General features: G+C 66.7%; 26 protein-coding genes. 13 read left to right on the top strand and 13 right to left on the bottom strand.

From position 1 onward, the window contains the following. The coding region (locus A5779_RS25835; RefSeq protein ID WP_131811695.1) for a DUF222 domain-containing protein at positions 1-776 on the bottom strand (776 nt) is incomplete at its 3' end. Positions 777-922: 146 nt separating this feature from the next. On the opposite strand from A5779_RS25835, the gene A5779_RS25830 reads away from it, so the two are divergent. Further along, a complete protein-coding gene (locus A5779_RS25830) occupies positions 923-1396 on the top strand; it encodes a DUF4262 domain-containing protein (RefSeq protein WP_064886572.1) in 474 nt (157 codons plus the stop codon). A gap of 109 nt (positions 1397-1505) precedes the next feature. Further along, on the top strand, positions 1506-1724 hold the full coding sequence (locus A5779_RS25825; protein ID WP_064886571.1) for a hypothetical protein: 219 nt from the start codon (positions 1506-1508) through the stop codon (positions 1722-1724). Between the two features lie 63 nt (positions 1725-1787). Here A5779_RS25825 and A5779_RS25820 read toward each other — a convergent pair whose 3' ends face one another. The 4 genes from A5779_RS25820 to A5779_RS25805 all read right to left on the bottom strand — a co-directional run bounded on the left by A5779_RS25820 (position 1788) and on the right by A5779_RS25805 (position 4637). Then, positions 1788-2606, bottom strand: coding sequence for a class I SAM-dependent methyltransferase (locus tag A5779_RS25820; RefSeq protein WP_064886570.1), 819 nt, complete (start codon positions 2604-2606; stop codon positions 1788-1790). 62 nt (positions 2607-2668) lie between these two features. Next, a complete protein-coding gene (locus A5779_RS25815) occupies positions 2669-3685 on the bottom strand; it encodes an NAD-dependent epimerase/dehydratase family protein (RefSeq protein ID WP_064886569.1) in 1017 nt (338 codons plus the stop codon). A 4-nt stretch (positions 3686-3689) separates the two neighbouring features. Then, positions 3690-4190 carry a nuclear transport factor 2-like protein gene (locus tag A5779_RS25810; RefSeq protein WP_064886568.1) on the bottom strand — a complete coding sequence of 167 codons (501 nt, stop codon included), beginning with the start codon at positions 4188-4190 and terminating at the stop codon, positions 3690-3692. Between the two features lie 42 nt (positions 4191-4232). Beyond that, entirely contained in the window at positions 4233-4637 is a 405-nt protein-coding gene (locus tag A5779_RS25805) for a hypothetical protein (RefSeq protein ID WP_064886578.1), read from the bottom strand. A 35-nt stretch (positions 4638-4672) separates the two neighbouring features. On the opposite strand from A5779_RS25805, the gene msrA reads away from it, so the two are divergent. After that, on the top strand, positions 4673-5185 hold the full coding sequence (msrA, locus tag A5779_RS25800) for a peptide-methionine (S)-S-oxide reductase MsrA (RefSeq protein ID WP_064886567.1): 513 nt from the start codon (positions 4673-4675) through the stop codon (positions 5183-5185). Between the two features lie 4 nt (positions 5186-5189). Here the strand turns inward: msrA and A5779_RS25795 are convergent, their stop codons facing one another. Further along, complete coding sequence (locus A5779_RS25795; RefSeq protein WP_082941854.1) at positions 5190-6551, bottom strand: cytochrome P450; 1362 nt, start codon at positions 6549-6551, stop codon at positions 5190-5192. Positions 6552-6642: 91 nt separating this feature from the next. Here A5779_RS25795 and A5779_RS25790 point away from each other — a divergent pair, with 91 nt between their 5' ends. Beyond that, the gene (locus tag A5779_RS25790) at positions 6643-7230 is read left to right on the top strand and encodes a TetR/AcrR family transcriptional regulator (RefSeq protein ID WP_064886566.1); all 588 of its coding nucleotides are present in this window, start codon (positions 6643-6645) and stop codon (positions 7228-7230) included. Here A5779_RS25790 and A5779_RS25785 read toward each other — a convergent pair. Further along, on the bottom strand, positions 7207-7776 hold the full coding sequence (locus A5779_RS25785) for a TetR/AcrR family transcriptional regulator (RefSeq protein WP_064886565.1): 570 nt from the start codon (positions 7774-7776) through the stop codon (positions 7207-7209). The genes A5779_RS25790 and A5779_RS25785 overlap by 24 nt on opposite strands. A gap of 54 nt (positions 7777-7830) precedes the next feature. Here A5779_RS25785 and A5779_RS25780 point away from each other — a divergent pair, with 54 nt between their 5' ends. Further along, positions 7831-8502: a class I SAM-dependent methyltransferase gene (locus A5779_RS25780; protein WP_064886564.1), complete on the top strand. Its 672-nt coding sequence runs from the start codon at positions 7831-7833 to the stop codon at positions 8500-8502. Here the strand turns inward: A5779_RS25780 and A5779_RS25775 are convergent. From A5779_RS25775 to A5779_RS25755, 5 genes are all read right to left on the bottom strand, one after another. Further along, positions 8499-9554, bottom strand: coding sequence for an MMP endo-(1,4)-3-O-methyl-alpha-D-mannosidase (locus A5779_RS25775; RefSeq protein WP_082941855.1), 1056 nt, complete (start codon positions 9552-9554; stop codon positions 8499-8501). The two genes, A5779_RS25780 and A5779_RS25775, sit on opposite strands and share 4 nt — an antisense overlap. Positions 9555-9587: 33 nt before the next feature. After that, the gene (locus tag A5779_RS25770; RefSeq protein ID WP_064886563.1) at positions 9588-10310 is read right to left on the bottom strand and encodes a class I SAM-dependent methyltransferase; all 723 of its coding nucleotides are present in this window, start codon (positions 10308-10310) and stop codon (positions 9588-9590) included. After that, the gene (locus tag A5779_RS25765) at positions 10304-11575 is read right to left on the bottom strand and encodes an MMP alpha-(1->4)-mannosyltransferase (protein ID WP_064886562.1); all 1272 of its coding nucleotides are present in this window, start codon (positions 11573-11575) and stop codon (positions 10304-10306) included. Before A5779_RS25765 ends, A5779_RS25770 begins: the two co-directional genes overlap by 7 nt. A gap of 130 nt (positions 11576-11705) precedes the next feature. Further along, on the bottom strand, positions 11706-12161 hold the full coding sequence (locus A5779_RS25760; protein WP_064886561.1) for a PPOX class F420-dependent oxidoreductase: 456 nt from the start codon (positions 12159-12161) through the stop codon (positions 11706-11708). Next, entirely contained in the window at positions 12136-12693 is a 558-nt protein-coding gene (locus A5779_RS25755) for a hypothetical protein (protein ID WP_064886575.1), read from the bottom strand. Before A5779_RS25755 ends, A5779_RS25760 begins: the two co-directional genes overlap by 26 nt. A gap of 114 nt (positions 12694-12807) precedes the next feature. On the opposite strand from A5779_RS25755, the gene A5779_RS25750 reads away from it, so the two are divergent. The 7 genes from A5779_RS25750 to A5779_RS25720 all read left to right on the top strand — a co-directional run bounded on the left by A5779_RS25750 (position 12808) and on the right by A5779_RS25720 (position 18322). Next, on the top strand, positions 12808-13098 hold the full coding sequence (locus tag A5779_RS25750; protein ID WP_236732169.1) for a hypothetical protein: 291 nt from the start codon (positions 12808-12810) through the stop codon (positions 13096-13098). A 36-nt stretch (positions 13099-13134) separates the two neighbouring features. Next, positions 13135-13929, top strand: a complete 795-nt coding sequence (locus tag A5779_RS25745; protein WP_064886560.1) for a DUF427 domain-containing protein — start codon at positions 13135-13137, stop codon at positions 13927-13929. Positions 13930-14016: 87 nt separating this feature from the next. Beyond that, positions 14017-15849 carry a hypothetical protein gene (locus A5779_RS25740; protein WP_082941853.1) on the top strand — a complete coding sequence of 611 codons (1833 nt, stop codon included), beginning with the start codon at positions 14017-14019 and terminating at the stop codon, positions 15847-15849. Further along, positions 15846-16031 (top strand): hypothetical protein, encoded by a 186-nt coding sequence (locus A5779_RS25735; protein WP_064886559.1) that lies wholly within the window; start codon positions 15846-15848, stop codon positions 16029-16031. Before A5779_RS25740 ends, A5779_RS25735 begins: the two co-directional genes overlap by 4 nt. Continuing rightward, positions 16028-16468 (top strand): hypothetical protein, encoded by a 441-nt coding sequence (locus tag A5779_RS25730; protein WP_064886558.1) that lies wholly within the window; start codon positions 16028-16030, stop codon positions 16466-16468. The genes A5779_RS25735 and A5779_RS25730 overlap by 4 nt, the downstream gene beginning before the upstream one ends. Beyond that, positions 16465-17751, top strand: a complete 1287-nt coding sequence (locus A5779_RS25725; protein WP_064886557.1) for a hypothetical protein — start codon at positions 16465-16467, stop codon at positions 17749-17751. Before A5779_RS25730 ends, A5779_RS25725 begins: the two co-directional genes overlap by 4 nt. A gap of 10 nt (positions 17752-17761) precedes the next feature. After that, a complete protein-coding gene (locus A5779_RS25720) occupies positions 17762-18322 on the top strand; it encodes an isochorismatase family protein (protein ID WP_064886556.1) in 561 nt (186 codons plus the stop codon). On the opposite strand, the gene A5779_RS25715 is transcribed toward A5779_RS25720, so the two are convergent. Beyond that, positions 18315-19130, bottom strand: a complete 816-nt coding sequence (locus tag A5779_RS25715; protein ID WP_064886555.1) for an enoyl-CoA hydratase/isomerase family protein — start codon at positions 19128-19130, stop codon at positions 18315-18317. The genes A5779_RS25720 and A5779_RS25715 overlap by 8 nt on opposite strands. Positions 19131-19228: 98 nt before the next feature. Here A5779_RS25715 and glgX point away from each other — a divergent pair, with 98 nt between their 5' ends. Continuing rightward, a complete protein-coding gene (glgX, locus tag A5779_RS25710) occupies positions 19229-21346 on the top strand; it encodes a glycogen debranching protein GlgX (protein WP_064886573.1) in 2118 nt (705 codons plus the stop codon). Positions 21347-21594 lie beyond the last annotated feature (248 nt).

Below are 21594 nucleotides of genomic sequence, written 5' to 3'. Positions count from 1 at the left end.
GATTGGTCGGCCAGCACATGCACCACCGCGGCATCGGCGGCCGCCCGCTGCTGTGCGGCGGGGCAGTCTTCGCGCCGGCACAGGCAGGGCATGCGGGATTCCAGTCGGGCCACCGGCCCCACCGCATCGGCGCGGCGCTGCTCGCGGGTGCGCGGATCGTGGCTGCAGACCGTGTCGGCCACGGCATCGAGGCGTTGACTCAGCGCGACCCCGTCAGCGGCGTGCACATTGGCCCACACCGAGGCCATGCCGGGGCTGCTCGCCTCGACCTGCACGAACCGGCCGTCATCGATCGGGGGTGGGACCCGCACTCCGTTGGGGTCGAGTTTGGCGATCCACTGATCCACCCGATCCCGCAACTGCCGTTCAGACAGCCGCATCCATTTATGGGCCCGGGCCGCGAGTTCCTCATCCAGGCCGGCCCAGACTGCGGGGTCGACGATGCCGGTACGGGCGATGAGCATCCGCACCACCCGGTAGTCGATGTCGCCGGCGGCGAACCGGGCGGCCACCAACGGCAGTTTGTCGCGTAGTACCCGGGCGTGATGAATCTGGGTGCCCGCCCGGCCGCGGCTGATCCGCAACGCCGCTGATACTTCAGCCGAGACTTCTTCGAACGGGTCGGTGGTCCAAAAGATCGACTCGGCCAACTCCTGTTCCCGCAGACTGTCCAACGCCCCGATCGCGGCCAGCCGCCCCGCGATCGCCGCCGACTCCGCCCGCGCCGCGCCACTGATCTTGTCGATCAGCGCCACATCGGAATCAGTGTCGAACATGTGTTCGACACTACGCCGATCCACTGACACGCTGCGGCAGATCGACGAACAGTTCCACCGAGCCACCGAGCTCTGCCGGAACATGTCGTACCCGGGGAGGACTCTGGCGGCCAAGTACCAGCCAAGTACCAACGGAAGGCCACCTGATGTGCTGGATCTGCGACCACCCCGAGGCAACCAGACAGGACTATCTCGAGTGCCTGCGGGAGAAGACCTTCGAGCGTGGCTGGGCCGTGCAATACGTCGAGCACGACCGCAGGCCGTTCGGCTATACCATCGGGCTCAGCGAGGCGGGGCTACCCGAGTTGCTGATCACCGGGCTGTCACCGCTGATGACGTGGAAGCTGCTGAACACCGTGGCGGAATACCTGGTCGACCAGACCGAACCCGCCCCGGGCGACACCATCACACTGCCCGATGACTGGTTCGCCGAGTTCGTCGAAATCAGCGAGCCCACAGCCCATCTCGGTTTCGCTGTGGAGTTGTGCGGTCGCGATATCCGTGCGCTGCAGGTCGTCTGGTATGACCAGCACGGCCACTCACCGTGGTGTTCCGAGTTCAATCGAGGCGGCCTCCGCCAACCTGTTCTCGGCGCACGAGGGCCCCGCGAGACCGCCTGAACATCCTTCTTTCTGCCATGAGTCGATCAATTCCTGCCAACGGAAATTGATCCCCTGAGCTCTCGGTTTACACAGGCATAACCGGCATGAGACAGAGAGAAGCAGGGAAATGAAGAAGTTCGGATTCGCCGTCATCGCTGCCAGCGGATTGGGCGCAGCCGTACTCGGCCTGGCCGCACCGGCCCTGGCCGCCGAGCCCGTTCACACCGCAACCCCCAGCAGCGTCACCATCTCCGCGGGTGTCGACCGGCTCGACTGGCTCGACCGACTGCACCCCAAGCCGATGGTTCCGAAGGTGGACACCACCGTTCGCCACAGCGGCCGCTGACACCGACAACCAAAGCGGGGCTGCCCGGGAAGGGCTGCCCCGCTTTGGTTTTCAAAGAAACGATCAGAACGCGTAGCGGTGATACTGCGCCATGTACCGCAACACCGGAACCGGCTTCATGACGGCCAGCATCATCCGGTAGTACCAGGGCAGGGCGGCGAATACCGGATCGTCGAAGGGCGATTCCCTGGTCAACAGCCGGGTGCCCGGCACCGCGCGCAGGATGTCCTCTGGTTTGTCGATGGCCCAGTGCAGTTTGGCCCCGGATCGGCGTACCACGGTATTAACCAGTTGCGCCCTGATGCCGAGCGTGTTGAACGCGTCGAATTGCAGTTCCCCGGAAGGAAATCCGTCGACGATCCGCCGCAGGAGCGCGACGCCGTCTTGCTCGGTGAGGTACATCGTCAGCCCCTCACCGAGCATCAGGGTCGGCCGGTCGGCGGGAATGTCCCGCAGCCAGGCCGGGTCGGTGACCGAGGCGGCGATGACGTGATAGTGCTCGGCTGACGGATACAACTGCTCGCGCAGGTGCGCGACATCGGGGTAGTCGATGTCGTACCACTCGACGCCGGGGCCGGGCTTGATTCGGAAGAACCGGCCGTCCAGTCCGCATCCGAGATGCAGCACCACGGCTTCGGGATGCACGGCCAGGAACTGCCGGGTCCAGCGGTCGAAGTGGGCGCTGCGGGTGGTCACCGACGGCGACGTCGCCTCGGTGATCGAGGTGCGGCTCCAGTCGTAGTCGATGCGGTCGGCGATCTCCTTGGCCAGCTGGTCGCCGAGGATCGGGTGGGGCATCCCGGCGTCGAGCGCTTTGGCGTAGAACGTCGCCAGCATGGTCTGCGGCGCCCCGGTGAGGTCGACTTTCAGCTTGTCGGTCATATCGCCAGGTTAGGCCGCAATACGCTTGCCGCCCAGTGGCTTAACACCTCGCGGCGTGGTGTTCAGCTGCTCTTCTGTGCGCGTTTGGCCGCCCGCAGACCCACCCAGAACTTTGCCGCCTCGGCGATCGACTCCTCGACCGGCCTTGGCTGCCAACCGAGTTCACGCACGGCCTTGGAGTGGTCGAGCTCGGCCTCGGCCCGCATCAGCCGCAGGGATTCCAGCGACAACCGCTCATCGGTACCGCGCAGGTTGCCCTTGAGGGTGCCGGCTGCGGCCAGCGCATACGACACGGGTAGGGGGATCGACCGCTGCGGGGGTGCGACGCCGGCGGCCTCGGCGGCCAGCCTGGCCACCTCGGCGTTGCTGATCATCTTCTCCGAGATGAGGTAGCGCTCACCGGGAGTGCCCCGATCGGCGGCCAACAGCATGGCCTTGGCCGCGTCGTCGATACCGACGGCCTCCAGGTCGATGCCGCTCATGACGAACGGCAGCTTGCCGAAGGCCGCTCCGGCGATGATCGCGCCGTGCGGGGTCCGGCCCCAGTCACCGCTGCCGTAGGTGGTGGACACGCACATCGCGACGGCGGGTAGACCACGCTCACGCGCGTACTGCAGCACCAGCTCCTCGGCCTGCACCCGGGAGCGCACGTACGGTGTCACCTTTGACACGTCCACGGTGTCGGCTTCGGTGGAGCGCTTGCCACGTTTACGTCCGACGGTGACGTAGCTGCTGGTGTAGACGAACTTGCGCAGGCCTGGGATTTGCGCGGCGACGTCCAGCACGTTGCGGGTGCCCTCGACGTTGGTACGGAACAGCGGTGCCGGGTCGCGCAACCAACCGCGGGCATCGACGACGCAGTGGTAGACGACGTCGCAACCGGTCATCGCCTCGCGCAGGGCCTCGGTGTCGAAGACGTCGCCGTGAATCCGCGTGACGTCGAGGTCATCGATCCCGATGGTGCTCGCATTGGGGCGCACCATGGCCCGGATCTCCGAGCCGTCGTCGGCAACGACCAGCCGGCGCAATACATGCGAGCCCAGGAATCCGTTGGCGCCGATGACCAGTTTGGCGCTCACCTGCTCAGCCCCCGAACTTCTTGAGCCACGCCTCGGCCTCGTCGGTGAGGGTCCCGAGTTCGGCTGCCTTACGGCACCACTTGCGGGCCGCGGAGGCGAACCGCAGGGGGTTGTAGACGTCTTCCTGACGGGACCACAGGCCGTCGCCGGCGTAGGTCAGGATCGAGATGTTGGTGGCGGTGATGATGGTGCCGTCACCGGGATCGCGCATGGGGTTGTCCAGTTCGCAGATGATGCGTCCGGTGGGTTCGTCGATCACCGACCACAGCGACGGGAACGCGGTCATGTAGCTCCCGGGGAAGGTCGTCATGGTCTTCCAGATCCAGGGCCGCACCTGCTCGCGGCCCTTCATCGTGCCCACGGCATGTTCGATGTAGTCGACGTCGACGGTGTAGTGGTCGGCCCACACATCCCAGTTCTTGGTCTGCGCGGCCCGGTCGACGGTCTGCTCGAACGTTTCAAAGGCAGCGGCGAGTTCATCGCGGCTGAAAGACCTGCTCGTCACCCCAAAACTAGAACACGTTCTATCGACCTTTGTCGAGACCCGTCACTGCTCCGCCAGCACCTGCCGGGAACCCAGCGGGGCCTGCAGGGCCACCTCGGCCGTGCCGTGCACTGCCAGGGCGATACACATTCGGCCGACGGATTCGGGTGGTGTCCCGCCACGGAGGTCGATCGTGACGGCATCGGCGGTTTCCTGTGCGACGACGTGGACGCCGAAGCAGTCCGGGGTCCCGGCGGTGAAGTTGACCAGTAGACGTTCCCCGTCACGGCTGAAGGATTCGATCCGGGTCAGGTGCGGGTCGACGATCGCCGGGTTGTCGATGAACAGGGTGCGCGCGGGATCGGGCGGCACCTCCGGCACCGCGACCTGGGACGGATCGGCCGTCGCAGTGGGGCTTCCGGCCAGCAGGAGTAAACCGGCCAGGCCCGCCGTTGCAACTACACGCATGACCACCACGGTAACCACGGAGCACAATGGGGCACATGGGCAATTATTCGAGAGCGATCCTGGCGGGCGGCTGCTTCTGGGGCATGCAGGACCTCATCCGCAAGCAGCCCGGAGTCGTTTCCACCCGGGTGGGTTACACGGGCGGGCGCAACGATCACCCGACGTATCGGAACCATCCGGGCCATGCGGAGGCCGTCGAGATCGAGTACGACCCCGCGCAGACCGATTACCGGGCATTGCTGGAGTTCTTCTTCCAGATCCACGATCCCTCCACCAAGGACCGGCAGGGTAATGACGTCGGCACAAGCTACCGGTCGGCGATCTTCTACCTCGACGACGAACAGAAGCGCGTTGCGCTGGACACCATCGCCGATGTGGACGCGTCCGGGCTGTGGCCGGGCAAGGTGGTCACCGAGGTGACGCCTGCCGTCGATTTCTGGGAGGCCGAGCCCGAGCACCAGGACTATCTGGTGCACTACCCGAACGGGTACACCTGCCACTTCCCGCGGGCGGGCTGGAAACTGCCCAAGCGGCAGACCACCGGATAGCGGGTCAGTTCCCCAGCGGCGTGGCGCGGCGACGCACGACCAAGCGTCCACCGGCCGCGGGGGTGTAGGCCACGCCGCGGGAGTGCACTTTCTCCCCCGGTGCGGTGGTGGTCTCGATCTCGAAGTGGCGCAGGACCGTTCGCAGCACCACGTCCATCTCCACGTTGGCGAACACCGCCCCGACGCAGCGCCGGGTGCCGCCGCCGTACGGTAGCCAGCCCAGCCCGGGCCGGCTGCCGACGAATCGCTGCGGGTCGAACCGCTCCGGGTCGGAGAACTCCTTCTCGGCCTCCTGGATCTGCGAGATCGCCACGATCACGGAGTGCCCGCGCGGAATCTCCCACTCCCCCAGCCGGATTGACGGGGCGTAGACGTGGCGGCCGGCGAAGTCGATCACGGTGCGGTTGCGCTGCACCTCGAGGATGGTGGCCTGACGGTATTCGTTGCCGTCGGTGGCCGCCTCGGCCTCCAGCTCGGCCAGCACCTTCGGATGCCGACTGATCCGCTCGAAGGCCCAGCCCAGGGTCGACGCTGTGGTCTCGTGCCCGGCGGCCAGCAGGGTCAGTAGCTCGTCGCCGATGTCCTTGCGGGACATGGCCGATCCGTCCTCGTAGGTGCTGCGCAACAACAGCGCCAGGATATCGTCGCGCTGGTCGAAGTCCGGGTCGGCTTCGACCTTGTCGATGAGCCGGTTGATGACGGCGTCGTACTGCTGGCGGTATCTGGCCAACCGGCCCCACGGGCTGATCCGGCCGAAGGTACGGGTCGGGGTCGGTACCACCACCAGCCGAGAGCCCAGCGTGACCCATGGCGGGATGATGCGGCGTAGCTCGTCGAGTTGTTCGCCGTCGGCGCCGAACACCGCGCGCAGAATCACGTTGAGGGTGATCCGCATCATCGGCTCGAGCGTCTCGAACTCCTGACCCTGCGGCCAGTTCGCCGATTCCCGCAGCGTCTCCTCTTCGAAGATCTGCTCGTAGTTCTTGATGCTCTTGCCGTGGAACGGCGGAGTGAGCAGCTTGCGACGGCGCCGGTGGTCCGTGCCGTCGAGGGCGAACACCGACCCGGATCCCAGGATGCGGCTCAAGTTGGGCTGAACGTTGCCGACATCGTCGGTGTTGGCGGCGAAGAGCTGCTTGGCGAGCTGGGCGTCGGCGATGATCACCGTGGGCCCGAAGATCGGGAGTTTGAGCTTGAAGACATTCCCCTGACGGCGGGCGATCTGTTTGACCACCCGGCGTCTGGCCAGCATGAAGCCGATGGCCTGCAACGGCTTCGGAACCCGGGCATCGGGCGGCACGCGACCCGGTGTGGTGCTCGCGGTGGACTTCTCGGTGGTCTTCTCAGCTGCTGCCAGCTCGGTCATACCATCTCCAGCCAGGTCCTGGTACCGCTCGGTACCAATGGGTTATGAGGTACGGTACTCCCAGGTACCAGGCAAAGCAAGGGGGTCGGCCATGATGACCTACCGGCTGCGACTTCTCGACGGTCTCGCCGCGGCGATCACCGACAAGGGCTATCGCGAGACGACGGTGGCCGACATCGTCCGCCACGCCCGCACCTCCAAGCGCACTTTCTACGACCAGTTCGGCACCAAGGAGGACGGTTTCCTCGAGCTGCTGCGCGCCAACAACGCCGCCCTCGTCGACGGCATCCAGACCGCTGTCGACCCCGAGGCGCCCTGGCAAGACCAGATCGGGCAGGCCGTGGGCGCCTATGTCGACCACATCGCGTCCGCCCCGGCCATCACGTTGAGCTGGATTCGTGAACTGCCGGCACTGGGCAGCAGAGCTCGACCGCTGCAACGCGCGGCCCTACGCGAACTGACCGATCTGCTGATCGAACTCAGCGGCAGCGCCGGCTTCGAGCGCGCGGGTCTCCCCCGGCTCGCCGAGCCGATGGCCATCATCCTGTTGGGCGGGCTTCGCGAACTGACCGCGCTGATCGTCGAGGACGGCAGGGACATCCAGGAGATCTACGGCCCCGCTGTCGCCGCGTCGACGGCGATCATGACTGCGAATTCAGCTCAGCACCAACCGCGCTGACTTCTCCAACCGCTGCGAGATGGCAGCGTAGGTCTCGTATCCCATCCCGGCCCACACCAGCGTGCCGGTGTAGAGCAACTCGAGCGCTTCGATCACATCGAGGTCTACTTCGGGCCCGAGTGCCGCGACCAGTCGGCCCCGCACGTCGGCGCCGATGCGCTGGCGCAGGGCGTCCACATCGGGGTCCTTGCCGAGTAGGGCGTTGGTGACCGCACCGGCGAACTCCGGTTCGTCGGCCACCAGCGAGGCGATGTGGCGCAGCACCTCGACCACCCGCGTGGCCGGGTCGGCCGATTCGTGAGCGGCCGGCGGCGCGGCGGAAAGCCTGCGCCAGAACACCTCGGCGACGAGGTGTTCTTTCGACGAGAAGTACGTGTATGCCGTGGCTGCTCCGACCCCGGCCTCGGCAGCCACCCGGCGCACGGTCAGTCCGGCGAATCCGTCCCGGGTGATCAGCTGTAATGCGGCCTTGCCCAGGCGCTCGACAGTATCGGCCTGCCGTGCACTCAGACGGCGGCGCGTCGACTCCAGAGCCGTCTCGGACACGTGTCCGGACGCTACTACAACCGCCTGAGGCCAGCAACGGTAGGTTGGGCATTCATGAGCACCGCTGACACCGCCCTGCCGCCCCGCGCCGAGCGTCTCTTCACCCTCGCCGAGCAGGTCATCGGCTTCATGCCCGCCGACGAAGGTCGTGCGCTCTACGACGCCGGGGTGCGTTACCTCGACGGTGGGGTCGGGGTGGAGATCGGCACCTACTGCGGCAAGTCGACGGTGATGCTCGGCGCAGCCGCGCAGGAGACCGGCTCGGTCCTCTACACCGTCGACCATCACCACGGCTCGGAGGAGCACCAGGTCGGCTGGGAGTACCACGACACCACCATGGTCGACCCGGTCACCGGGTTGTTCGACACGCTGCCCACCATGCGCCACACCCTGGATACCGCGGGGTTGGACGAGCATGTGGTGGCCGTGGTCGGCCGTTCACCCGTGGTGGCACGGGGCTGGCGAATGCCGTTGCGGCTGTTGTTCATCGACGGCGGCCACACCGAGGAGGCCGCACAGCGGGACTTCGACGGCTGGGCCCGCTGGGTCGAGGTCGGCGGCGCGCTGATCATCCACGACGTGTTCCCCGATCCGAACGACGGCGGCCAGGCGCCGTTCCACATCTACCAGCGTGCGCTGGCCACCGGCGCCTTCGACGAGGTCGTCGCGACGGGTTCGATGAGGGTCCTGGAGCGGACCTCGGGCGAGCCGGGTCAGCTGGACTAGCGGTCGCCGGCCTTCCCGCCGACGCACTCACAGTCGTACTCGCCCTCCAGGCCACGCGGTAGCCCGACGCCCCGGAAGACGCCGCTCGCCGCGGTGGTCTGCGACAGCGCGTCGGCCGCCAGGATCATGGCCGCTCCGGTCCAGGTGGTGCGCTCCTCGGGCCAGCGCTTGCCGTCAGCGAAAACCAGCCCGGTCCAATAGGATCCGTCATCCTCACGCAGGTGCTGCATGGCCGCGAACTGTTCGTGCGCCCTCCGGGCGTCACCGATCGCGTCCAGTGCCATCACCAGTTCGCACGTCTCCGCGCCGGTGACCCAAGGCCGGTGGTCGACGCACCGGATGCCGAGCCCGGGCACGACGAAGTCATCCCAACGATCGTCGATCCGCGTTTGGGCAGCCGCCCCGCTCAGGGCGCCGCCCAGCACCGGGTAGTACCACTCCATCGCGTGGGTGTCCTTGGCGGAGAACGCTTCTGGATGCGCAGCGATGGCGTGCCCGAGCCGCCCGACGGCAACCTCCCATTCGGGCTGAGGATCGTCGAGGTAATCGGCGAGCGCCAGCCCGCACCGGATGCTGTGGTAGACGCTCGCGCAGCCCGTCAGCAGTGCTTCCTCGACCGGACCCGCGGGACTTGCGGCCCAGTAGATCTCACCACCGGATGCTTGGAGGCCCAGCACAAAGTCCAGCGCCCGGGTCACCACCGGCCACATCAACTCGGCGAAGGCCCGGTCCCCGGTGATCAGCACGTGGTGCCAGACGCCGGTGGCCACGTACGCACAGAAGTTGCTGTCGCTGTTGGCATCCTCGATGACGCCGTTGCGCAGTTGGATCGGCCAGGAACCATCCGCACGCTGCACGGTGCGGCACCAGTCGAACGCCGCCCGGGCCGGTTCGATCAGGCCGGCCACGGTCAGCGCCATGGCGTTCTCGACGTGGTCCCACGGATCGGTGTGGCCGCCGTCGAACCACGGCAGGGCCCCTGAGGACTCCTGGGTCGCGGCGATCGACCGTGCCGTCTGTACGCAGTCGTCTGGTGTCAAAACTCCGGGCACACCGGGGATCTCAGGCAGGAGCACAGCGGAGGCCTACCCGTTGTATTCCGGCTTGCGGAAGTAGAGTGCCACGCTCTTGCCGATCACCGGGTTCAGCAGCGACTCGGCGGTGCGGGTGAGCCACGGGCGGCCCATCATGTCCCACACCAGCAGCTGGTGATACGCCTTGACTGCGAAGTGGTCGTTCTTTTCGGTGCCGACAAGACATTTGAGCCACCAGTACGGCGCGTGCAGAGCGTGCTCGTAGTGCGTGTGGGTGAGTTTGAGCCCGTGCGCCAGGACCTTGTCGCGCAGCTCGTCGGCCTTGTAGATGCGGATGTGCCCACCCTCGTTGGCGTGGTAGGAGTCCGACAGCAGCCAGCACACCTTCTCCGGGAGCCAGCGCGGAACGGTGATGGCCAGGGAACCACCGGGTTTGAGGACACGTACCAGTTCGGCGATGGCCTGCTCGTCCTGCGGGACGTGCTCCAGGATCTCCGAGGCGATGACGCAGTCGAAGCTGGCGTCGGTGTAGGGAAGGTCGAGCGCGTCACCCTTGACGGCCTCACCCTTGGCCGACAGCGGAACCTCGCCCTCTGCCCGCATGGCCTGCAGCATGGTGTCGACGTCGTTGAGGTCGGACGCGCTCTGGTCGAAGCCGATCACCGATGCTCCGCGCCGGTACGCCTCGAATGTGTGCCGGCCCGCGCCGCAGCCGACGTCGATCACCGTGGTGCCCGGTCCGACACCGAGACGATCGAAATCGACGGTCAGCATGAAGTCACCTTTCCTTCTCCTGCTCCTCGCGTGCGCAGCCCAACCCGCTCACGGGCCATCTCGTACACCGATACCGTCTGTGCGGCAACCGATTCCCAACTGAAGACGTCGAGCGCGCGCTGTCGCCCGGCGGCGCCGAGTCTGCGCCGTTCCGACGGCGAGTCGAGCAGTTCACCCAGGACGGCGGTCAGCTCGTCGACGTCGGCGGGGCGCACCAACCGGGCGCAGGCACCGTCGTCACCGACCACCTCGGGCAGTGCCCCCGCGCGGCTGGCCACGATCGGGGTTCCGCTGGCCATGGCCTCCACGGCGGGCAGCGAAAAGCCTTCGTAGAGCGACGGGATGCAGGCCACTTCGGCGGAGGCGAGCAGCGCGGCGAGTTCCTCATCGCTCAGCCCGCTGGAGCTGTGCACGATGTCGGAGATACCGAGCTCGGCAATGAGTTTCTCGGTCGGCCCGTTCGGTTCGAGCTTCGACACCAACTGCACGTCGAGATCGCGGGCCACCCGCAGCCGGGCCACCGCATGCAACAGATTGCTGACCCCCTTGAGCGGTACATCGGCGCTGGCGATCGCGATGATCCGTCCGCTCACCCGGTGCTCGGCAGGTTTGAACAGTTCGGTGTCCACGCCCAACGGCACGATGTGCAGCTGATCCGGCGCCACCCCGAAGTCCTCTGCGATATCGGCCGCCGAGGACGACGACACGGTGAGCAGCTCGGGGATCCTGCGGGCCACCTTCTTCTGCATCTCGGCGAACCCGTACCAGCGCCGAACCAGCGGTTTGCGCCACCACTTGGCCGCGGCGATCTCGACGACCCGGTCACGCGTGATCGGGTGATGCACCGTGGCCACGACGGGCAGGCCGCTGTCGGCGATCTTCAGCAGTGCCGAGCCCAGGCTCTGGTTGTCGTGGATGACGTCGAATTCGTCGCGGCGCTCGGCCAGAATCCTCGCGACCCGCATGGTGAAGGTCCGCGGCTCGGGGAACCCGGCACTCCACATGGTGGCCAGTTCCAGGGCGTCGATACCGTCGCGGATCTCACTGGGCCGGGGCACCCGGAACGGGTCCGGCTCGCGGTAGAGATCGAGGCTGGGGACCTTGGTGAGCTTGACCCGGGGGTCCAGGCCCTCGGGGTAGGGCTGGCCGGAGAAGACCTCGACGTCGTGGCCGAGTTCGGCGAGCCCGCGGCTCAGATAGCGCACGTAGACGCCCTGGCCCCCGCAGTGAGTCTTGCTCCGATAGGACAGCAACGCGATACGCATAATCAGATCACCCGACGGCCGAAATCGTGCTGAGCTGGGAATACACGCTCACGCGTCGACTCCGAACCCTCTGGACATGTGTCCAGACTATAGTTTGACCTGCTAGCCAACGCAACGCGTCGGCCGGCGGTCAGCCGGGAGGAAAGCCGCCCGTGGCAACCGGGCCCCAGCGCACCGGCGTGACCCGGATCAGGCACTTGCCCTGGTCCACCATCGCCTGCCGGTACTCATCCCAGTCCGGGTGCTCACCCGCCACCGCACGGAAGTAGTCGACCAGCGGTTCCACCGCGTCGGGTAGTCCGATCACCTCGGCGTCACCGTCGACTTGCACATACGGACCATTGAACTCATCGGACAGCACCGTCACGCTGGCCCGGGGCGTACGCCTGAGGTTGGCCGCCTTCGCCCGCTGCGGATAGCTCGCGATCACGATGCGCCCCTGCTCGTCTACCCCACCGGTCACCGGCGACGTCTGTAGCGAACCGTCGGCCCGGAAGGTGGTCAGCACCATGTGGTGCCTGGAGCGCACGAAGTCCAGGAGTTCGTCGATCCCTACGGCGTCAGCGGTCGCGTACTTTCTGGTCATGGTTCGACGGTAGGACAAAGGCGAAGGGCCGTGGGAAACCCAGCCCGGTCAACCGCGCGCCGCGGAGCGCCTCGATCTCGACCGGCAGCACCATGCCCGACGACGGTTCGTAGCACTCCAGAACCTCAGGGCCCTCGCCGACGAGCAACACCCAGTGCCGTGGGATGCCGCGCTCGCCGATCAGCATCGCCACCGGCCACCCCTCGGCGACCGCAGTTCGCACGTCCGACAACGAGTCGCGGGTACCCCGAAATCGCCGCCACCGGTATGCCACTCCACGTTTCGCACTGTGATCGGTCAATGCGCGGGCCATACCCGCAGGTGTGGTCCCGAGCTGTCGCGGCCAGATCCGGTTGACAGCGGCGTGAATTCGCCCCTGCTCCGCAGCGAACCAGGTGTGCCCCTCGGGGCTCAGCAACTCCGCACGATACGTGTGATCCAGCAGGGCGCCGGCCACCACCGCCACGGTCGGGCCGCACGTGACCCCGTCGCGCTGCCGTAGCCGCAAGGCCGCCAGTTTGCCTGGCTTCACACAGATCCGGTCATCGGAGCGATCAATTTCTGCCATCGGAATTAAAGCGTCTGAACTGCCGGTTCTTACCGGTACATGGCAGCGTAAGCGACTATCGGAAGTAAGGACACTCCAGTGCGAAACACCATCGGAAACTCTCGGATCGTCGCCGCGGCGCTGGGCGTTGCGGTGGCCGCGATCATTGGTTCGGCGGGGGTGGCCTCGGCTGCGCCCAACGGCCCCAGCAATGCCCAGCAGACCATCAAAGAGCTGCAATCGCAGGGTTACACGGTGATCGTCAACCGCGTGGGCTCGTCGCCGCTGGATCAGGCGTCCGTCGTGGCCGTGCGCCCGGGCCCCAACTTCAGCCGCACCGACACTCTCAGCGCGGTCACGCAGCGCACGGTTTACGTCGACGTCAAGTAGCAGACAGCCACCGCCGTCGGCGCTGATAATGATGCGATGGCAGTGAAAGTGGCGGACCTGCTCGGCAGCGAGTTGGGTGCTTTGCGATATCAGCCCACGCCCAAGCGAATTCGGATCTGTCTCGGCGGTGAGCCGGTGGCCGACACCGGCGAAGCTGTGCTGGTCTGGGAGCCACGGCGGGTGGTCCCGACATATGCGGTGCCGCGCTCTGCGCTGACGGCGCAACTCGTTCCGGCCGGCGGGGATGTCGGGGACGACGAGATCCCCGGCTTCCTCGATCCGTCGGTGCCGTTCACCGCGCACACCTGTCCGGGCACGGCGTTCGACGTCATCGCCGGTGAGGAAACCGGGGCCGCCGCAGCGTTCCAGCCGGACGACCCGGAGCTGAGCGACTACGTGATCCTGGACTTCGCGACGTTCGAATGGCGTGAAGAGGATGAGCCGATCGTCGCGCACCCGCACGACCCGTTCCACCGGATAGACGTCCGGCGGAGCCGCCGACGTATCCGCATCGAACTCGACGGGAAGTTGCTGGCCGAATCCTGCAGTCCCATGCTGCTATTCGAGACCGGACTGCCCACCCGCCGCTACCTTCCCCGCGAAGACGTGCTGGCCGTTCTCGACGTCAGCGACACCGTCACCTACTGCGCGTACAAAGGCCGGGCCACCTACTATTCACTGCCCGGCGGGCCTGCCGATGTCGCGTGGGCCTATCACGAACCACTGATCGAGGCGGTGCCGGTCCGCGACCACATCTGCTTCTTCGACGAGCGGGTCGACGTATTCGTCGACGGTGAACGGATGGATCGTCCCGTCACGGCATGGAGCTGACGGCGCAGGACTGACGGAACGTCTGTTTGCAGCCGCCTGGTTCTGGCAACATCTGACACCGACACCAATGTCAGCTGACCGGAGGTCATGATGGGCCCATCGGACGTCACGCTCACCGCGGCCGCCGGGACAGAGGGCGGAGGTGCCGCACTCGATCAGGTGATCGGGATGTCGGTGGTCGCCCTGATCGTCACGGTCGCGCTGCTGTGGATCGGCTATCTGCACCGCAACCGGCGCATCACCTGGCTGAACAATTTCGCGGAATGGCTGGGCCGCAAGTTCCACCGGCCGCCGTGGGTGGCGCTGCAGGTGTTCCTGTTCACCGCGACGATCATCTGCGCGCTGTTCGGTTTCATCTGGGACGTCAGCCTGCACATCGGCAAGGGGCGCGATGCCGGCCCGCTGGCCAACCCCGCGCACTATTTCATCCTGATCGGCCTGTTCCTGCTGTTCATCGCCGGGTCGATGGCCATCGTGCTGCCGTATGACAAGCCCGGTCCGGCCGCCATCCGGATCACCCGTACCTGGTACGCCCCGGTCGGCGGTGTGCTGATGGCGCTGTGCGGGCTTTACGCGCTCATCGGTTTCCCGCTCGACGACATCTGGCACCGGATCTTCGGGCAAGACGTCACTCTCTGGGGCCCAACCCATTTGATGCTCATCGGTGGGGCTGGGTTGTCTCTGATAGCCGTGCTGTTACTGGAACACGAGGGCCGGGTGGCCATGGGCCCCGACGGCATGGCCGAGGACAGCAAGTTCAACAAGTTCCTCTACTTCCTGTCCTTCGGCGGCCTGTTCATCGGGCTCTCGGTGTTCCAGATCGAATACGACTTCGGCGTCGAGCAGTTCCGCCTGGTGTTGCAGCCGATGATGATCGCGGCCGCGGCGGCCTTTGCCGCGGTCGCGGCACGCCTGGTCCTCGGCCCGGGTGCCGCGCTGATCGCCGCCGCGTTCGCGATCGCGCTGCGCGGCGCTGTGGCCTTCGTCGTCGGTCCGGTCCTGGGCGCGCCGATCAGTTGGTTCGCGCTCTACCTGGGCCCGGCACTGGTGGTCGAACTCATCGCACTGACCCCACTTGTGAAGCGCCCCATCCTGTTCGGCGCGGTGGCCGGTCTCGGTGTGGCCACCGTCGGACTCTGGCTGGAATCGTTGTGGATCGGCGCGGTCTACCACTATCCGTGGCCCACCAGCATGTGGGGTGAGGCGCTGGCGATGGCGATCCCGGTCGCCATCGCGATGGGCCTGTGCGGCGCGCTGCTGGCCCTGGTCCTCACCGGGCAGCCGTTACCCCGGCCCGCGGTCGGAATCTCCATCGTGGTGCTCACCGTCCTGGTAATCGGCGGTGCGGTGGCCAACGGATTGCGCACCGAAGTTCCGCAAAATGCCACTGCCACCGTCACTTTGACCGATCTCCCGGCCCAGAACGGGCAACGCATGGCCTCGGCCGATGTCCAGATCACCCCGGCCGACCTGGTCAGTGACAACCCCGAGTGGGTGTCGATCCTGGCATGGCAGGGCGGTCTGGCAAACGATCGCGGTCTGATGATCAACCGGCTGGAGCAGGTGGGCCCCGGGCACTACCGCTCGACACAGCCCATCCCGGTATCCGGGAAATGGAAGACCCTGCTGCGGGTGCAGGACGGAACCACCATGGCCGGCGTGCCGATCTTCCTGCCCGCCGACCCGGGCATCGGTGCCCCCGAAACCCCGGCACTCGCCTCCAGCAACCGGGAGTTCGTGCAGGAGATCGAGATCCTGCAGCGCGAACGCAATCTCGATCATCCGTCCTGGCTGTACAACGCGGCTTCGCTGGTTGTCCTGGTATGCACCCTGATCCTGATCGCCGGGCTGACCTGGGGCGCGGGCCGGATCAACGCCAGGGAGCTGGCCGCGGGCCGTGAACCCGCCGGGCTCACATGACGTATCAGGCCGACCACACGCTGCTGCTGGCATTGCCGGCGTTTGCTCCGGCCGTGGTCGTGGTGGGCGTCGTGGTGTATGTGGCGATGCGGGACAGGCGCCGCGGACAGGACAGCGACGCGAACCAAGACGACGTTCAAGGTGAAGGTACGGACTCCTCAGGCCAAGATGGTTCACCGTGATCAACCTCAAATGCAGTGTCATCGTCCTGGCGTCCGCTCTCGCCCTGGTGACGGCCGGCTGTGGCGGCTCCGGCGAGTCCGAGAAGACCGACGGCTCAGCCGGTTCGGCCACTCCTTCGGTCACCACAGTGAACCCGTCGGACATGACCAACGAGCAGCAGGCACCTGCCCGGCTGCTGATCGACGTCACCATCAAGGGCGGGGAGGTCACCCCGACCAACGAGCGGGTGCAGGGCAAGGTCGGCGAGCCGATCGTGGTGCGGGTCAACAGCGACGCCACCGATGAGCTGCACGTGCACTCCAACCCCGAGCACAGCTTCAAGATCGAGGCCCGCAACGGTCAGCAGTTCCAGTTCACCGTCGATGTGCCCGGCACGGTCGACATCGAACTGCACCACCTGAACCGCACGATCGCCAGCGTGCAAGTACAGCAGTGACGTCCGGGTCGACCGCGGTACTGGCCCATGGTCTGGGCGGTTCGACCGATCTCCCGATCCCGTACACCTATGCGCTGATCGGTGCGGCGTGGACGCTGACGTTCACCTTCGCGGTGGTGGCACTGGCCTGGCGTCGGCCCAGATTCGATCCGGGCAAGCCGGGCCTGCCACTGCCGTCCTGGGTGACGACGGCCGTCGACGCCGCCGTGACGCGCTGGGTGGTGGGCCTGCTCGCGCTCGCCCTCACCGGTTGGGTGGCCTACACCGGCTTCGCCCGGGCGGCGGGCGCCAATCCACTGCCGGGTGTCTTCTACGTCCTGCTGTGGGTTGGGTTGGTCGCGGCGTCGGTGCTGTTGGGCCCGGTGTGGCGGCTCATCTCTCCGGTCCGGACGCTGTACCGCTTCATACCTGTCGCCGCCCGGCGCCACTACCCCGAGCGGCTCGGCTACTGGCCGGCCGCCGCGGGGTTGTTCGCGTTCGTATGGCTGGAGTTGGCCAGCCCGGACCCGGGATCGGTTGTGGCGATTCGCAACTGGCTGTTGGTCTACCTGGCGGTGACACTCGCCGGAGCATTGTGCTGCGGTCCGCGCTGGCTGGAGAGCGCCGACCCGTTCGAGGTGTACAGCACGGTGGCATCGAAGCTTTCGCCGGTGCGCCGCCACGACGGCCGGTTCGTGCTGGGCAACCCGTTCGATCACCTGCCGTCGCTGACGGTGCGGCCGGGGCTGGTCGCCGTGCTGGCGGTGCTCCTGGGATCCACCGCGTTCGACAGCTTCTCGGCGATGCCGCAGTGGCGCAACTTCGTCGACGCGCATTCGGGATCGCCACTGGGCTCCAGCGCGATCCGGACCGTGGGCCTGCTCGTGTTCGCCGCCACGGTGGCGGTCACGTTCTGGGCGGCCACCCGCACCACCGGCGGGGTCGACCGCCGGCTGCGCCGCCAATTGCCCGGGCTCATGGCGCACTCGCTGATCCCGATCGTCATCGGCTACGTGTTCGCGCACTACCTGTCATATCTGGTCGAGCGGGGCCAGCAGACGGTGATCCTGCTCTTCGGGCTCCACGACGTCCAGGTCAGCTACTTCCTGTCCGGTCATCCGACGCTGTTGGCCACCCTCAAGGTCGGGTTCGTGCTCGCCGGTCACGTGGCCGGGGTGATCGCGGCGCATGACCGGGCCCTGCGCCTGCTGCCGAAACAGCACCAGCTGACCGGCCAACTCGCGACGATGCTGGTGATGGTCGGCTACACCTTCACCGGTCTTTACCTGCTGTTCGGCGGGTAGCGTCGAGATCATGCACACGCCCCGGGCACTCATCGTCGTCGACGTGCAGAACGATTTCTGTGAGGGCGGCTCGCTGGCGGTCACCGGTGGGTCGGCGGTGGCGCGGCACATCACCGCACTGCTCGCCACCGACCACGGATACGACCATGTGGTGGCCACCAAGGATTTCCACATCGACCCGGGCGACCACTTCTCCGACACCCCCGACTATCGGACGTCGTGGCCGCGGCACTGCGTGGCCGGCACCTCGGGTGCGGCGTTCCACCCCGATTTCGATCCGGCCGCGGTCGAGGCCGTGTTCGAGAAGGGGCACCACTCGGCCGCCTACAGCGGCTTCGAGGGCGTCGACTCTTCGGGGACGGCGCTGGCGGACTGGCTGGCCGGGCGGGGCGTCGAGGCGGTGGACGTGGTGGGCATCGCCACCGACTACTGCGTCGCGGCCACCGCCGCCGACGCGGCCAGGGCGGGCCTGCGCACCCGCGTGCTCACCGGCCTCACCGCAGGTGTGGCGCCCGAGAGCAGCACTGCGGCAATCGATGAACTTCGCAGCGCCGGAGTGGAAGTCATCTAGTCGGATCGACGGGCCGGCCCGACCAGCGCGGCTCCCGACGCTCGACGTAGGCACGCACGCCTTCGCGCGCGTCGTCGTGCGCCATCAACTGCAGGTGAATCTCGGTCTCCCGGGCGCCGACACCCGCCCGGTCGAGGTCATATGAGTCCCACAGCAGCCGCTTGCTGGCCGCGACGGACATCGGCGCGGTGTTGACCGCGATGTCGTGTGCGAGTTCCAGTGCGGCAGGCAGCACCTGCTCCGCCGGCAGCACCCGGCTCCCCAGGCCCAGTTCGACGGCGCGAAGTCCGTCGAATGTGGTTCCGGTCAGCAGGATCTCTGCGGCATTGGCCAGGCCCACCAGCCGGGGAAGCACCCAATGTGAGTAGGCGTCGCCGACCATGCCGCGCCGGGCCTGCACCACGCCGTACCGGGCATCGGCGGCGAAAAACCTGATGTCGCACTGCAATGCGATTGTCAGGCCGATGCCGATGGCATGTCCGTTGACGGCCGCGATCACCGGCTTGCCGAGGGTCCAGGCCGGTACGGCCAGGCCGGCGGCGCTGAACTCCTGCCCCGGCTCGGTGAAGGTCTGCTCCCCCGCGCCGAGATCCGCGCCGGCACAGAACGCGGGTGGCGCCCCGGTCAGCACGATCACCCGGACCGCGTCGTCGGCGTCGCATCGCAGGTAGGCATCGGCCAACTCCTCGCGCATCCCGCCGCCGAAGGCGTTGCGCTGCGCTGGGCGGTCCAGCGTGATGACCGCGACCTGGTCGTCGACGGTGAGCCGCACCGTCCGATACTCCGGCGGTTCAGAGCGAAGGGTCACAGCTCGTAAGGTACCGCCGCCCGTTCGTCCGGCCGCAGATCCCCGAGCGCCGTATCGTCGAATTTGTGACCTCCACGGATCAAGTTGACCGAAGCGCTCTGGAAACGTGGCGGGGCAAGCCGTACCCGCTCGGCGCGACCTATGACGGCTCGGGTACCAATTTCGCGTTGTTCAGCGAGGTCGCCGACCGGGTCGAACTCTGCCTGTTCGATCCCGACGAATCCGGGACTCTGCACGAGACGCGGGTGACGCTTCCCGAGGTAGACGGATTCGTCTGGCACGGTTTCGTTCCCGGCATCGAGCCCGGGCAGCGCTACGGCTACCGGGTGTACGGTCCGTACGATCCGGCGGCCGGGCACCGCTGCAACCCGAACAAGCTCGTGCTCGACCCGTATGCCAAGGCCATCGAAGGTGCCTTCGACTGGGGCCAGCCGCTCTTCTCCTACGACTTCGATGATCCTGATACCCGCAACGACGACGATTCGGCGACCCACATGCCGAAAGCCGTGGTGATCAATCCGTATTTCGACTGGGGCGTCGACCACCCACCCAGCCACGAGTACGCCGACACCGTCATCTACGAGGCCCACGTCAAGGGCCTCACCCAGACCCACCCGGACATTCCCGAGCAGCTGCGCGGAACCTACGCAGGCGTTGCCCACCCCGTGATCGTCGAGCACCTGAAAGCCTTGGGGGTCAACGCCGTCGAGCTGATGCCGGTGCACCACTTCGTGGATGACTCCACCCTGGTCGACAAAGGTCTGTCGAATTACTGGGGTTACAACACGATCGGGTTCCTGGCGCCGGACCCGCGCTACAGTTCGGCCGGCACCCCGGGCGGGCACGTGCAGGAGTTCAAGGCCATGGTGCGTGAGCTGCACGCCAACGGCATCGAGGTGATCCTCGACGTCGTCTACAACCACACGGCCGAGGGCAACCACCTGGGGCCGACGCTGTCGATGCGCGGTATCGACAATGCCGCGTACTACCGACTGGTGGACGACGACAAGCAGTACTACATGGACTACACCGGTACCGGCAACAGTCTCAACGTCGGCCATCCCCACTCGTTGCAGCTCATCATGGACTCCTTGCGGTACTGGGTGACGGAGATGCATGTCGACGGTTTCCGCTTCGACCTGGCCGCCACGCTGGCCCGCGAGTTCTATGACGTGGACCGGCTGAGCGCGTTCTTCGAACTGGTGCAACAGGATCCGATCGTCAGCCAGGTCAAGCTGATTGCCGAGCCATGGGACGTCGGCCCCGGCGGCTACCAGGTGGGCAACTTCCCGCCGCAGTGGACCGAGTGGAACGGCAAGTTCCGCGACACCGTGCGCGACTATTGGCGGGGCGAGCCGGCCACCCTCGACGAGTTCGCCTACCGGCTGACGGGTTCGGCCGATCTGTACGAGCAGACCGGCCGTCGCCCCTTCGCCTCGATCAATTTCGTCACCGCACACGACGGCTTCACACTGCGTGATCTGGTGTCCTACAACGAAAAACACAACCAGGCCAACGGCGAGGACAACCGCGACGGCGAGAGCAACAACAAGTCGTGGAACTGCGGGGCCGAAGGTCCGTCCGACGATCCTGCGGTCAACAGCCTGCGCGCCCAACAGCAGCGCAACTTCCTGGCTACCCTGTTGCTGTCCCAGGGTGTTCCGATGCTCTCCCATGGCGACGAGTTGGGCCGCAGCCAGCGCGGGAACAACAACGTCTACTGCCAGGACAACGAGATCTCCTGGATCGACTGGGCCACAGCCGATCTCGACCTGGTCGAGTTCACCCGGTCGGTGTCGGCGCTGCGCGCGGCGCATCCGGTGTTCCGGCGCCGCAGGTTCTTCGACGGTCGACCGGTACGGGAAGCGGGCGCGGCCGCACTGCCCGACATCGCCTGGTTCGCCCCTGACGGCTCCGACATGTCCGCCGAGGACTGGGAGACGGGATACGCCAAGTCGGTTGCCGTGTACCTGAACGGTCAGGGCATCGCCGACCCGGATGTCCGGGGCCAGCGCGTGGTGGACGACTCGTTCCTGTTGTGCTTCAACGCGCACTACGAGCCCATCGAGTTCGCGTTACCACCGGCGCAATTCGGTGCCCGCTGGATTCCCGCGATCAGCACTTCGGCAAACTCCACACGCGATGCCGCCCCGGCCGGCAGCACGGTCAGTGTGGATGCGCGCGCCGTCCTGGTGCTGCAGGCCGAATCAGATTGAGCGTCAATTCAAAGCGTTGCTAATTGGTCCAATGTCCGTGCCCTAACCAGGAAATCTGGTACCTTGAACATGTAGCAGCCGTGGCCGCAGGGTAGTTGCCGCCGCTCTTCGGCTCGTACCCCCCAGCCCGCCCGGCCGGTGACATCAAGCAAGCGCTCAACGTCTACTTAGGCGGCCACGGCTGCTACATGTTCAAGGTACCAGATTTCCTGGTTAGGGCACGGACATTGGACCAATTAGCAACGCTT

The sequence above is a fragment of the Mycolicibacterium peregrinum genome (assembly GCF_001665625.1).
Lineage (GTDB): Bacteria > Actinomycetota > Actinomycetes > Mycobacteriales > Mycobacteriaceae > Mycobacterium > Mycobacterium peregrinum_B.
The sequence above is the reverse complement of the archived record's forward strand: the minus strand, read 5'-3'. Positions and strand labels throughout refer to the sequence as shown.

Coding starts and splice junctions, on each gene's coding strand:
- msrA (WP_064886567.1), top strand. CDS start 4,673: ATGGGCAATTATTCGAGAGCGATCCTGGCGGGCGGCTGCTTCTGGGGC.
- A5779_RS25765 (WP_064886562.1), bottom strand. CDS start 11,575: ATGCGTATCGCGTTGCTGTCCTATCGGAGCAAGACTCACTGCGGGGGC.
- A5779_RS25745 (WP_064886560.1), top strand. CDS start 13,135: ATGGCAGTGAAAGTGGCGGACCTGCTCGGCAGCGAGTTGGGTGCTTTG.
- A5779_RS25720 (WP_064886556.1), top strand. CDS start 17,762: ATGCACACGCCCCGGGCACTCATCGTCGTCGACGTGCAGAACGATTTC.
- A5779_RS25830 (WP_064886572.1), top strand. CDS start 923: ATGTGCTGGATCTGCGACCACCCCGAGGCAACCAGACAGGACTATCTC.
- A5779_RS25770 (WP_064886563.1), bottom strand. CDS start 10,310: ATGCTGACCGTCGATTTCGATCGTCTCGGTGTCGGACCGGGCACCACG.
- A5779_RS25825 (WP_064886571.1), top strand. CDS start 1,506: ATGAAGAAGTTCGGATTCGCCGTCATCGCTGCCAGCGGATTGGGCGCA.
- A5779_RS25760 (WP_064886561.1), bottom strand. CDS start 12,161: ATGACCAGAAAGTACGCGACCGCTGACGCCGTAGGGATCGACGAACTC.
- A5779_RS25735 (WP_064886559.1), top strand. CDS start 15,846: ATGACGTATCAGGCCGACCACACGCTGCTGCTGGCATTGCCGGCGTTT.
- A5779_RS25780 (WP_064886564.1), top strand. CDS start 7,831: ATGAGCACCGCTGACACCGCCCTGCCGCCCCGCGCCGAGCGTCTCTTC.
- A5779_RS25740 (WP_082941853.1), top strand. CDS start 14,017: ATGATGGGCCCATCGGACGTCACGCTCACCGCGGCCGCCGGGACAGAG.
- A5779_RS25795 (WP_082941854.1), bottom strand. CDS start 6,551: ATGACCGAGCTGGCAGCAGCTGAGAAGACCACCGAGAAGTCCACCGCG.
- A5779_RS25820 (WP_064886570.1), bottom strand. CDS start 2,606: ATGACCGACAAGCTGAAAGTCGACCTCACCGGGGCGCCGCAGACCATG.
- A5779_RS25805 (WP_064886578.1), bottom strand. CDS start 4,637: ATGCGTGTAGTTGCAACGGCGGGCCTGGCCGGTTTACTCCTGCTGGCC.
- A5779_RS25790 (WP_064886566.1), top strand. CDS start 6,643: ATGATGACCTACCGGCTGCGACTTCTCGACGGTCTCGCCGCGGCGATC.